Consider the following 11,816-nt stretch of genomic DNA (forward strand, 5'->3'; position numbering starts at 1 on the left):
AGCGGCAAGTTTTGCCGTTCCCGACCTTGAACAGCATGAGGCCACTGCCCACATCAGATTGCGAGGTTCCCGAAAGCCGTATGCCTTATACAGGGTGCGCAAACGGGGTAACGCTTGTGACAAAGGAGAACACCCATGGACTTGAACAAGTTCACGGAGCGGTCGCGTGGCTTCATTCAGGCTGCGCAGACCATCACGATGCGGGAAAGCCACCAGAAACTGGCCCCCGAACATCTTTTGAAAGCACTGATGGACGATGCCGAGGGGCTGGCCAGCAACCTGATCAAGCGGGCGGGCGGCGATCCGGCGCGCGTCAGGCAGGCGGTCGATCTGGCACTGGGGAAAATCCCGCAGGTGTCGGGCGATGCCGGACAGACCTATATGGACCAGCAGACTGGCAAGGTCCTGGCCGAGGCCGAGAAACTGGCCGACAAGGCCGGGGACAGTTTCGTTCCGGTCGAGCGGATTCTGACCGCCTTGGCCATCGTCAAATCCCCCGCCAAGGATGCGCTGGAGCAAGGCGCGATCAGCGCGCAGAAGCTGAACGAGGCGATCAACGACCTGCGCAAGGGCCGCACGGCGGACAGCGCCAGTGCCGAGGATACTTATGAGGCGCTGGAAAAATATGCGCATGACCTGACCAAGGCCGCCGAGGAAGGCAAGATCGACCCGATCATCGGGCGGGATGACGAAATTCGCCGCGCGATGCAGATCCTGAGCCGCCGCACCAAGAACAACCCCGTTCTGATCGGTGAGCCGGGCGTGGGTAAAACCGCGATTGCCGAAGGGCTGGCGCTGCGGATCGTCAATGGCGACGTGCCCGAGAGCCTGCGCAACAAGCGGTTGCTGGCGCTGGATATGGGGGCGCTGATTGCCGGTGCGAAATATCGCGGCGAGTTCGAGGAACGCCTGAAGGCGATCCTGAACGAGGTGACCGCCGCGGCGGGTGAAATCATCCTGTTCATCGACGAGATGCACACGCTGGTCGGGGCCGGCAAGGCCGATGGGGCGATGGATGCCGCCAACCTGATCAAGCCTGCGCTGGCACGGGGCGAGTTGCACTGTATCGGTGCGACCACGCTGGACGAGTACCGCAAGCACGTCGAAAAGGACGCCGCGCTGGCGCGGCGGTTCCAGCCGCTCGTGGTCGAGGAGCCGAGTGTCGAGGATACGATCTCGATCCTGCGGGGCATCAAGGAAAAATACGAGTTGCACCACGGTGTGCGGATTTCCGACAGCGCGCTGGTGACGGCGGCCACGCTGAGCCATCGCTATATCACGGACCGTTTCCTGCCCGACAAGGCCATCGACCTGATGGACGAGGCCGCCAGCCGTCTGCGCATGGAAGTGGACAGCAAGCCCGAGGAACTGGACGCGCTGGACCGCGATATCCTGCAAAAGCAGATCGAGGCCGAAGCCCTGCGCAAGGAAGACGACGCCGCCAGCAAGGACCGGCTGGCGAAGCTGGAAAAGGAACTGGCCGAGTTGCAGGAGAAATCCAGCGAGATGACCGCGCAATGGCAGGCCGAACGCGACAAGCTGGCCGGTGCGCGCGATCTGAAAGAGCAGCTCGACAAGGCGCGCATCGAGTTGGAGCACGCCAAGCGCGAGGGCAACCTGGCCCGTGCGGGCGAGTTGTCTTACGGTGTGATCCCGCAGCTTGAAAAGCAGTTGGCCGAGGCCGAGCAGGCCGAGGACGAAGGCGTGATGGTCGAAGAGGCCGTGCGCCCCGAACAGATCGCCCAGGTGGTCGAACGCTGGACGGGTATCCCGACGGCCAAGATGCTGGAAGGCGAACGCGAGAAGCTGCTTGGCATGGAAGATAACCTGCATCGCCGGGTGATCGGACAGGATCAGGCCGTCAAGGCCGTGGCCAATGCCGTGCGCCGGGCGCGTGCGGGCCTGAACGACGAGAGCCGTCCGCTCGGGTCGTTCCTGTTCCTTGGGCCGACGGGTGTGGGTAAGACCGAACTGACCAAGGCGGTGGCCGAGTTCCTGTTCGACGATGACGGCGCGATGGTGCGCATCGACATGTCGGAGTTCATGGAGAAGCATTCGGTTGCCCGCCTGATCGGTGCGCCTCCGGGCTATGTGGGATATGACGAGGGCGGCGTTCTGACCGAAGCCGTGCGTCGCCGTCCCTATCAGGTGGTGCTGTTCGACGAGGTTGAAAAGGCCCATCCCGAGGTGTTCAACGTGCTGTTGCAGGTGCTGGACGACGGTGTTCTGACCGACGGTCAGGGCCGGACCGTGGATTTCAAGCAGACGCTGATCATCCTGACGTCAAACCTTGGGTCTCAGGCCCTGAGCCAGATGCCCGAGGGCGCCGATGCCAGCGATGCCAGGCGCGACGTGATGGATGCGGTGCGGTCGCATTTCCGGCCCGAGTTCCTGAACCGTCTGGACGAGATCGTGATCTTCGACCGCCTGACACGTGATCAGATGGACGGGATCGTGGATATCCAGATGGCCCGGTTGCTCAAGCGGCTGGCCAGCCGCAAGATCACGCTGGAGCTGGATGACGGCGCGCGTACATGGCTGGCCGATCAGGGCTATGATCCGGTCTATGGCGCGCGTCCGCTGAAGCGGGTGATCCAGAAGGCGTTGCAGGACCCGCTGGCCGAGGCATTGCTGGCCGGTGAGATCAGGGACGGGGATACCGTTCCGGTCTCGGCCGGGGCCGAGGGTCTTTTGATCGGCGATCATGTCGGCACCTCGGATCGCCAACCGCCGCAAGATGCGGTCGTGCATTAAGCCGGTCTGACGGCTGCAGAAATCAGGCCCTGCGGAAGCCCCGGCTTTCGCGGGGTTTTTCGTGTCTTGCACCGAAGTGACAGGTTGGCTGCGCAATACCTGCAATTGCACACAGGCGGTTGCGCCGTTTTATGGCGCGCCTGTATAGTCGGTGGCGGTAGCGCCCCAGGTGTGCGGTGCCGCGCCATTCGGGTTGGCGCATGCAACGACAAGAACAAGTATTCAGGTTATGGCAGAGCAGTCTCCTGCAAAAGAACAAGGCCAGGCATTGCCGCGCTGGCTGGACGAACTTCGCCCCGGTGGGCAAGGCGAAGGGTTCATCGAAAAACAACTGCGTCACAGTCTGATGTTCGTCAGGCGTCCGGTGAACCGTTTGCTGGTGAGTTTCGACAACCTGTCGAATGTGGGCGACACGTCGCTCGAGCGCGAACCCTGGGCGTTCAAGTTCGCGCAGGACAGCAATATCAGCCATCTGGGGGTCATGGCGCATGTCAGCGACTGGTACCGCGATCCGGTTTTGATCGAGCGGATGCAGACGCTGGCCACTGACGGGTTTTTCGACGGGTATGACCGGGTGGTTTTTGCCGGGGTGTCGATGGGCGGGTTTGCCTCGATCGTGTTCGGATCGCTCGTGCCGGGGGCGCATGCGGTGGCGATCAACCCGCAAAGCACTCTGGACGAGGCGCTGGTGCCGTGGGAGACGCGCTATGAAAACGGGCGGCGGCAGGACTGGACGCTGCCCCTGTCGGACGCGGCGGCGCTGACCGGCGGGTTCGAACGGGTCAATGTTTTCTATGATCCCTATCACGAACTGGACCAGGCGCATGTGGATCGCTTTGGCGGGGATAACGTGCATGTTTTCAATTGCCGTTATTCGAACCACAAGACAGCCGTTTTCCTGCGCAAGATAGATGCGCTGAAACCGGTGATGCACGCGGCGATATTCGGTGAACTGACCGAGTTGGAGTTTTACCGGCTGTATCGGGCGCGTCGGAACCTGCCGTGGTTCCGTGGTGCGCTGAGTTCCTATTACGAAAGCAAGGGACGTAACGAGCGGGCCGAGCAGGTGACCGCGTTGTTCCGTAGCCGGATACGGCAGATTAAACGGGAAGAGGCGCAAGAGGCCGAGGCGGCAAAGGAATGGGGTGAAGAGGGCGATGCGGCGGAAACCGCCGGGTCGTCTGTGGAGATCACAGAGGTGAGCGTCCCCGCCATACGCCCGCAGGGATCGCGAAGGAACGCGCGCCGCACCATCGTCACCACGATGAAGAACGAAGGGCCGTTCATGCTGGAATGGGTGGCCTATCACCGGGCCATCGGGTTCACCGATTTCCTGATCTACACCAACCATTGCGACGACGGCACGGACAGGATCGCAATGCGTCTGGAAGAGCTTGGCGTGGTGCAGCATGTCTACAACCAGTTCAAGCAAGGCGCCAGTCCGCAGCGTGTGGCCCTGCGCCGGGCGCGTCGCGAAAAGATATATGACGAGACCGACTGGATCATTTGCTCGGACTGTGACGAATTCCTGAACGTGCGCGCCGATGGCGGAACCCTGGACGATCTGTTCGAGGCGGTCGGCGGGGCGGACGCGATTTCATTGTGCTGGAAGATTTTCGGCTGCGGGGATCGCGTGGCCTATGAAGACCGTTTCGTGACCGAGCAGTTCACATGGGGCGCGCAAGAGGATTTCCGCGGGAAATACAAGGCGCTTGGCCTGAAAACCCTGTTCCGCCCGTCTGATGCGATAACCAAGATCGGGGTGCACCGCCCCAAGTTTCAGGGCCGGCCCGAGGGGTTCGTGTGGACCGATGCGGGCGGGCAGCCGATGCCGGACAAGTATTTCGCGGCGGGCTGGTCGGCCTGGCCGGAGTTCCGCCATGACCATGCGCGCCTGCATCACTATGCCGTGCGTTCGGTCGACAGTTTCCTGGTCAAGCGTGACCGGGGGCGCACGAACCATATCGAACGCGATCAGGGTGTGGCCTATTGGGCCGATCTGAACCTGAACATGGAAGAGGATCAATCGCTGCTGCCCACCGTCGCGCGGACCCGCGAGGTGTATGACGAGCTGTTGAGCGATCCCGAAGTGGCGCGCCTGCACGGCGAAGCCTGCGATTGGCATCGCGCCAAGATCGCCGCGCTGAAAGAGCACGGGGAATGGGCCGATCTGCACAGGTTGTTGCAGACGATCAATCGCCCCGGCGAAATGCCGGTCGACCGCGATCAATTGCTTCAGGGGCTTGCCGCGGAATGAGCCAGCGGCCCTATATTGTGCTGCATGGCGGATTTCACAAGACGGCGACCAGCCATGTGCAATCCATGCTGGCGCGCAATTCCAAGATGCTGGAACGCGCCGGGGTGCATTACGTGCATCACCGCGATACGCGCAAACGCCTGACAGTGCCGGTGCAATGCAACGTCTATAACAGCGTCGGCATGGACTGGGACCCGAAGATTTCGGACGAAGAATTGCGCGAGATGACCGGCGTGTTCCTGTCCGAATTGTTCTCGGCCAAACCCGGACGGTTGATTTTGTCGGACGAGAACATGGCCGGTCATTGCGGCCATTGCGTGAAGCGCGGGGTGCTGTATCGCTGGCGGCGCAAGCTGATCGAAGTGTTTGCCGAGCAGTTCCCTGACGGTGTCGATGAGGTGCATCTGGGGCTGCGCAACTATGCCGATTTCTTTGCCTCGGCCTATGTGGAGTATCTGCGGTCGGTGACCGGTCAGTGGTTCGTGGACGAGCGGATCATGAGGCGGCAGGTGATGGAGAACATGCCGAGCTGGCACAATATCCTGAAATCGGTCGTGACCTTCTTTCCCGGTGCGCGTGTCTATGTCTGGAAATACGAAGACTTTCGTAAAATGGATCGCGAGATTCTGGCCAATCTTTGCGGTCCCGATGTCGATGTGTCCGCGATGAAAGAGCCCAAGGATCGCAACAAGCGGCCCACGGCCAGCGGGCGTGCCGTGTATGAACTGCTGCAACTGATCCACAAGGAGGGCGCCGATTATGCGCTGGACCAGCGTGTGGCCTTGCAGGAACAATATCCGCGCGGGAAAGAGTATGGCGGTTACGACCCGTGGACACCGGCCGAGCGCGCGCATCTGACCCGGATGTATGAGCGTGATATCGACGATATTCGCGCCAATCCGGATATAACCCTGATCGAGCCCGGACAGGTCTGAGCGTTGTGGCGCAGCCGCGTCAGGTTGCCGTGTGATGGCGGGTTGCGACGAGAAAGGATTGCGCGGCGCATAACCGGTCCGTAGGGCTTTGGGACAATGGATAAAACGCCCGTAAAGGGTGCGACGTGAATGAGGGTGCAGATGGGTCGCGATTACGAGATCGGAATGCTGTGGGTCGAAGGCCCGCTGAGCTATGTCGAAGTGTTGTGTGCACAGTCCTTCCTTGATGCGGGGCATCATGTGAAGCTTTATCACTACAAGGAAGTGCAGAACGTGCCCGACGGGGTCGAGCTGATTCATGGGGACAGCGTTCTGAAGATCGACCGTTTTATCCAGCATGGGCGCACCGGCAGTTTTGCGCTGTTTTCAGATGTTTTCCGATATCACCTGCTGAAGCAGCATGACCGGATGATCTGGGCCGATCTGGATGCCTATTGCGTCAAGCCGTTCGAGACCGCGACGGGCCACTTCTTTGGCTGGGAATCGGATGCGCATATCAATGGCGGGGTGCTTGGCCTGCCGCCGGACAGCGATGCACTGGGTCAGCTTCTGGACATGACCGAAGACGAGTTCGGCATCCCCGAATGGTATTCGGACCGCGAAAAGAAACGCCTGCAAAAACTGAAGGATCAAGGGAACCCGGTTCATGTCAGCGACATGCCGTGGGGCGTTTGGGGTCCGCAGGCCGTCACGCATTATCTGCAAAAGACGGGAGAGGATAAATACGCCTTCCCGATCGAAGGGTTGTATCCGGTCAGTTTCCGGGATCGCCGGTTGTTGATGCGCACGCAAGGGCTGGCTGCAATCGAGGAGATGCTGCGCGAGAATACCTACTCGGTGCACTTTTATGGCCGTCGCGTGCGCGAGTTCCTGGCGGATATCGGCGGTATGCCTGAGCCCGAAAGCTGGATGGACCGGGCCTTGAAGAAGCACAAGGTCGATTGCGACGCCGCTCCGGTCATGACCCGCGAGGAAAAAGAGGCTCTCAAAGAGGCGGAAATTCTAGCCAACACCAAGACCGCGCCGCGCAAGCCCACGGGAAAAGGCGGCGAAAACCTGAGCGATCTGGCGGACCGGTACGGGACCGACAAGGGAGCGTCCAGGCACCGGTATACAGAACTGTATCAGATGCTGTTCCATCCGTATCGTCAGCGCAAGATCAGTGTTCTGGAAATGGGAGTTCTGAACGCATCGCCCGAACAAATCGAAGAGATGGACCATGACCCGAGCATGGTTCCGTCAATTCGGATGTGGCTGGAGTATTTCCCCAAGGCCCATGTGCACGGGTTGGATATAGAGGATGTGTCGTGGTTCGGGGACGACCGTTTCACGTTTCATCGGTGCGATATGGCGAATCGCGAACATATTGCCGCCGCTGCCGAGTCCATCGACCCGGCGCCGACCATCGTGATCGACGATGCGAGCCACGCCAGCCATCACCAGCAGAATGCATTTCTGGAGGTATTCCCGCGGATGGAGTCCGGCGGTCTTTATGTGATCGAAAGCCTGCGCCGGCAGCCCGGTGAGTTGGAACTGCCCGACATCACCAAGACTGCCGCGTTGTTTCGTGGCTGGCTGGAGGATGGGGAGTTTCGCCACACCGATCCCGAACTCTCGGCAGAGTTCAACGCGGTCGGGCAGGACATATCGGGGTGTATCATCGAGCCGGTCCGCTTTCTGAAGGGGCGGCGCGATCAGATCGTGGTGATTCACAAGAAATGAAAACCGCGCGGCATTGTGGCTGCGCGGTTCCCGTCCCGGACTGTGGGTATGACTTATTTCTCGCCGATTGCCGCGCGGGCGATTCCGTCGAGCAGAGATTGCACCTTTTGCATTTCGCCCTCGGGGAAGGCGCGGTAACCGACGATGACCTCGCCGGGGGTGTCGGCCCGTTCGGCGACGAAGACGCTGTAGGGGCAGAAGGCGATGTTCATCGGGTCAGCCTCCATCACTTCGCGCGACAGGGTGGCCGAGCAGAAACTGTAGGCGTCGGCCTGTGTGAAAAGAACCACATCCGAACCGACATCGGCGCGGGTACGTTCCAGCATCTCGCCCACATGGCTGACATGGTCGATGACCAGTCCCAGATTGACGATTGCTGTTTCCAGGCCGAATGTCACGTCTTCGAAAGCCTGGTCGGTGGTATAGGTCACCATGTCTTGTGCGGATGCGGCTGCGGCGGTCAGGGCGATGGCGGCGGTGAGGGTGGTGATTTTCATTCCGGCGTCCTTTCGAGGCGAGGTTTCGGGTTGTGGCACTGTCGGCAAAGGCGCAGTGTATGATGCAAGAGTGCATCCTCCCTTGACCCATATCAACACGGAAGAGACGGTTAAATGAGTTACGCAGTGCATGCCCTTGAAGTTCTGGCCCTGATATTCGTTCTGGTGCTTGGGTTCGCCGTTGCGCTGATCGTGGCCTTTTACATCCTGGACAAGACGCAAGCCGGCGATGCAATTCGCCGCAACTATCCCGTGATCGGGCGGTTCCGGGGGTTGTTCACCAAACTGGGCGAGTTTTTCCGGCAGTATTTCTTTGCCATGGACCGTGAAGAGATGCCGTTCAACCGGGCGCAGCGCGACTGGGTGTATCATGCGGGCAAGGGCAAGGGGAACACGGTGGCCTTCGGATCGACCCGGAACCTGTCGATCCCCGGAACGCCGATTTTCGTCAACGCCTGTTTTCCGCCGCTGGACGATCAGTGCGCCACGACCGAGCCGATGGTGATCGGGCCGACGGCGGCGGTGCCGTACCGGGCAAAGTCGATCTTCAATATCTCCGGCATGAGCTATGGCGCGATTTCGCGCCCGGCGGTCGAGGCGCTGAGCCGCGGGGCGGCCAGGGCGGGAATTTGGCTGAATACCGGCGAGGGCGGTCTGTCTCCGTTTCACCTGAAGGGGGGGTGCGATATCGTCTATCAGATCGGTACGGCGAAATACGGTGTGCGCGATGCGGAGGGGAACCTCGATGACGAAAGGCTGCGCGATGTGGGGGCGAACCCGCATGTGAAGATGTTCGAGCTGAAGCTGGCGCAGGGGGCCAAACCGGGCAAGGGCGGTATTTTGCCCGGCGCAAAGGTGAATGCCGAGATCGCGGAAATACGTGGGATTCCCGAGGGCCAGGACAGTATTTCCCCGAACCGCCATCGCGAGATCGATGGTTTTGACGATCTGCTGAACATGATCGCCCATATCCGTGCGGTTACGGGCAAGCCCGTGGGCTTCAAGACGGTGATCGGATCGTCCGATGCCTGGATCGAGTTTTTCGAGATGATCAATCTGCGGGAAGACGATTGCGCGCCGGATTTCATCTGCGTCGATGGCGGCGAGGGCGGGACAGGCGCCGCGCCGATGCCCCTGATCGACCTTGTCGGCATGCCCATCCGCGAGGCGTTGCCCCGCATGGTCGATTTGCGGGATCGTCATGGTTTGAAGGATCGCATCCGGATCATTGCCAGCGGCAAGCTGGTCAACCCGTCCGATGTGGCCTGGGCGCTGTGCGCAGGCGCGGATTTCGTGACCTCGGCGCGCGGGTTCATGTTTTCACTCGGCTGCATCCAGGCGCTCAAGTGCAACCGCAATACCTGCCCCACGGGCATCACCACACATGATCCACGCCTGCAGGGGGGGCTGGTTGTCGAGGACAAATACCTGAAGGTTGCGAATTACGCGAAAGCCGTGATCGGTGAGGTCGAGACCATCGCGCATTCCGTCGGCGTCACCGAGCCGCGCCTGATGCGGCGGCGGCATGTACGGATCGTGCAGGCCGATGGCAGTTCGGTTCCGTTCAACAAGACCCGGCCAAGTTACAATGCGGGCACGCCAATGTGAGGAAACGTGCGCCTGTGACCTCGTGACGGCTTGGGGGGTGTCTCTATATAAGGTGTCAGGACGTGAAGGAGAGACACCATGGCGAACCGCTGGACAAACGACCTGACCGAACGCGACGTGACACCGGAACAGGTATACCTGAACCGCCGTCAATGGATGGCCGGTGCGGCGGCGGGCCTGGGGCTGGCAGGTATCGGCGGACAGGCCCGTGCCGAGGGTATGGAGCCGAACAGCTGGGAAGAAATCACCAGTTACAACAACTATTATGAGTTCGGCACAGGCAAGGACGATCCCTACAAGAACGCCCGGCGGCTGAAAATCGATCCCTGGACCGTTCGTATCGACGGTCTGGTGGAGCGCCCCGGCGATTATGCCTTTGACGACATCATGTCGAAGATGACCATCGAGGAACGCCTGTACCGGCTTCGTTGTGTCGAGGCATGGTCGATGGTGGTGCCGTGGAACGGCTTCGAACTGGCCGATCTGCTGGACATGGCGGGCGTGCAGGCAGGTGCGAAATACGTGGCTTTCGAAACCGTGCTGCGCAAGGACGAGATGCCCGGCACGCGCTATCCGGTTCTGGACTGGCCCTATGTCGAGGGCCTGCGTCTGGACGAGGCGATGCATCCCCTGACCATCATGGCCACGGGAATTTATGGCCGGGACATCCCCAAGCAGAACGGTGCGCCATTGCGATTGGTGGTGCCGTGGAAATACGGGTTCAAGTCGATCAAGTCGGTGGTCCGGATCACCCTGACCGACAAGGAACCCCCGACAAGCTGGAACAAGGCCAACCCGCGTGAGTATGGCTTCTATAGTAACGTGAACCCGCAGGTGGATCATCCGCGCTGGTCTCAGGCCACGGAACGCCGGATCGGCGGCGGGCTATTCTCGCCACGGGTCGAGACGCTGATGTTCAACGGCTACGGGAACGAGGTGGCCGGGCTGTATGACGGCATGGATCTGAAACGGTTTTTCTGATGATCGCTGATCGCCTGAACCGTCTGGCCCGCAGGGTGCCCGCGGCCGTGCTTTATGTGCTGGGTCTGGTTCAGGCGCTGTGGCTTTTCTATCTGGGCGCGACAGGCGGTCTGGGTGTCGAGCCGATCAAGGCGCTCGAACACGAGCTGGGGAAGATCGCGTTGCAGCTTGTCATCGCCGGGCTGTGTATCACCCCGCTGCGCCGGTTTGCAGGGATCAATCTGCTGAAGTTCCGGCGTGCGCTTGGGTTGGTCGCGTTTTTCTTTGTCACGCTTCATCTGCTGGTCTGGCTGGTGCTGGACGTGCAGATCCCGGCGCTGATCTGGGCGGATATCCTCAAGCGCCCCTATGTCACGGTCGGGATGCTGGCCTTTGCGTTGATGATTCCGCTGGCGATGACCTCGAACGGGTGGTCGGTTCGACACTTGGGTGCACGTTGGCGCAAACTGCATCGGCTGACCTATGCCGTGGCCGTTCTGGGCGGCATACACTTTCTGTGGCTGGTAAAGGGCTTTCAGATCGAGCCGATCCTGTATCTTGCGGCGATTGTGCTGCTTTTGGCCCTGCGTGTTCGCCCGGTGCGGCGAAAACAGGCGGCCTGATACGGCATCTGATGAGAATTTAAGCCGGAGAGAAACGGTGCGAGGGCCGGGTTCTGGCGGAGTCTTCGCCATATGGGGGCGGTTTCCGGCAAGCCCCGGTCGCTGTCCCGTGGGATTCGGAGTGCGGGGGGCGAATTTTTGCGTCTGATTCACCGGGTGACTCGCGATTGGAGGGCAGGTTTCGTCGGTGAGTCTGGTGGGAATTGGGGATAAGCTTGTGGATAACTCAAGATGTAGGGGCTGAAACGGCTGGAATGCAGCACGAAACGGGGGCCTTGAACGGGTTTGGCAAAAACTGGCACGTCTATCTTGTTGAAATTAAACGGTTATGCAGTTTTTCAAAAAAAATGTGACGTTGGTGATAAAAAGGGGTTGCGGGGTTTGGGGTGAAGCAGTAGATACCCCTTCACCGGCGGCGCTGAGGTGCTGACGGGACGCGGGACGGACTGAGGGAGCGGAG

General features: G+C 60.7%; 8 protein-coding genes. 7 read left to right on the plus strand and 1 reads right to left on the minus strand.

The window, feature by feature from the left end:
- The first annotated feature begins 135 nt into the window (after positions 1 to 135).
- From clpB to KPG71_RS19670, 4 genes are all read left to right on the plus strand, one after another.
- A complete protein-coding gene (gene clpB, locus KPG71_RS15740) occupies positions 136 to 2,754 on the plus strand; it encodes an ATP-dependent chaperone ClpB (RefSeq protein ID WP_216339045.1) in 2,619 nt (872 codons plus the stop codon).
- A 229-nt stretch (positions 2,755 to 2,983) separates the two neighbouring features.
- Positions 2,984 to 5,011, plus strand: coding sequence for a glycosyltransferase family 2 protein (locus tag KPG71_RS15745; protein WP_216339047.1), 2,028 nt, complete (start codon positions 2,984 to 2,986; stop codon positions 5,009 to 5,011).
- Complete coding sequence (locus KPG71_RS15750; protein WP_216339049.1) at positions 5,008 to 5,946, plus strand: hypothetical protein; 939 nt, start codon at positions 5,008 to 5,010, stop codon at positions 5,944 to 5,946. The genes KPG71_RS15745 and KPG71_RS15750 overlap by 4 nt, the downstream gene beginning before the upstream one ends.
- A gap of 129 nt (positions 5,947 to 6,075) precedes the next feature.
- A complete protein-coding gene (locus KPG71_RS19670; RefSeq protein WP_253196302.1) occupies positions 6,076 to 7,668 on the plus strand; it encodes a hypothetical protein in 1,593 nt (530 codons plus the stop codon).
- 53 nt (positions 7,669 to 7,721) lie between these two features.
- Here KPG71_RS19670 and KPG71_RS15765 read toward each other — a convergent pair whose 3' ends face one another.
- On the minus strand, positions 7,722 to 8,165 hold the full coding sequence (locus KPG71_RS15765; RefSeq protein ID WP_216339051.1) for a DUF302 domain-containing protein: 444 nt from the start codon (positions 8,163 to 8,165) through the stop codon (positions 7,722 to 7,724).
- Between the two features lie 114 nt (positions 8,166 to 8,279).
- On the opposite strand from KPG71_RS15765, the gene KPG71_RS15770 reads away from it, so the two are divergent.
- The 3 genes from KPG71_RS15770 to msrQ all read left to right on the plus strand — a co-directional run bounded on the left by KPG71_RS15770 (position 8,280) and on the right by msrQ (position 11,356).
- Positions 8,280 to 9,773: an FMN-binding glutamate synthase family protein gene (locus KPG71_RS15770; RefSeq protein ID WP_216339053.1), complete on the plus strand. Its 1,494-nt coding sequence runs from the start codon at positions 8,280 to 8,282 to the stop codon at positions 9,771 to 9,773.
- 78 nt (positions 9,774 to 9,851) lie between these two features.
- Positions 9,852 to 10,754 carry a protein-methionine-sulfoxide reductase catalytic subunit MsrP gene (msrP, locus tag KPG71_RS15775; protein WP_216339055.1) on the plus strand — a complete coding sequence of 301 codons (903 nt, stop codon included), beginning with the start codon at positions 9,852 to 9,854 and terminating at the stop codon, positions 10,752 to 10,754.
- On the plus strand, positions 10,754 to 11,356 hold the full coding sequence (gene msrQ / locus KPG71_RS15780; RefSeq protein WP_216339057.1) for a protein-methionine-sulfoxide reductase heme-binding subunit MsrQ: 603 nt from the start codon (positions 10,754 to 10,756) through the stop codon (positions 11,354 to 11,356). Before msrP ends, msrQ begins: the two co-directional genes overlap by 1 nt.
- Positions 11,357 to 11,816: the final 460 nt, after the last annotated feature.

The sequence above is a fragment of the Roseovarius sp. PS-C2 genome, from assembly GCF_018862045.1.
In the GTDB taxonomy this organism is placed as follows: domain Bacteria; phylum Pseudomonadota; class Alphaproteobacteria; order Rhodobacterales; family Rhodobacteraceae; genus Roseovarius.

Excerpts from the sequence above, each read along its gene's own strand:
- KPG71_RS15765 (WP_216339051.1), bottom strand. The coding sequence starts at position 8,165 with ATGAAAATCACCACCCTCACCGCCGCCATCGCCCTGACCGCCGCAGCC.
- msrP (WP_216339055.1), top strand. The coding sequence starts at position 9,852 with ATGGCGAACCGCTGGACAAACGACCTGACCGAACGCGACGTGACACCG.
- KPG71_RS15745 (WP_216339047.1), top strand. The coding sequence starts at position 2,984 with ATGGCAGAGCAGTCTCCTGCAAAAGAACAAGGCCAGGCATTGCCGCGC.
- KPG71_RS15770 (WP_216339053.1), top strand. The coding sequence starts at position 8,280 with ATGAGTTACGCAGTGCATGCCCTTGAAGTTCTGGCCCTGATATTCGTT.
- msrQ (WP_216339057.1), top strand. The coding sequence starts at position 10,754 with ATGATCGCTGATCGCCTGAACCGTCTGGCCCGCAGGGTGCCCGCGGCC.
- clpB (WP_216339045.1), top strand. The coding sequence starts at position 136 with ATGGACTTGAACAAGTTCACGGAGCGGTCGCGTGGCTTCATTCAGGCT.
- KPG71_RS19670 (WP_253196302.1), top strand. The coding sequence starts at position 6,076 with ATGAGGGTGCAGATGGGTCGCGATTACGAGATCGGAATGCTGTGGGTC.
- KPG71_RS15750 (WP_216339049.1), top strand. The coding sequence starts at position 5,008 with ATGAGCCAGCGGCCCTATATTGTGCTGCATGGCGGATTTCACAAGACG.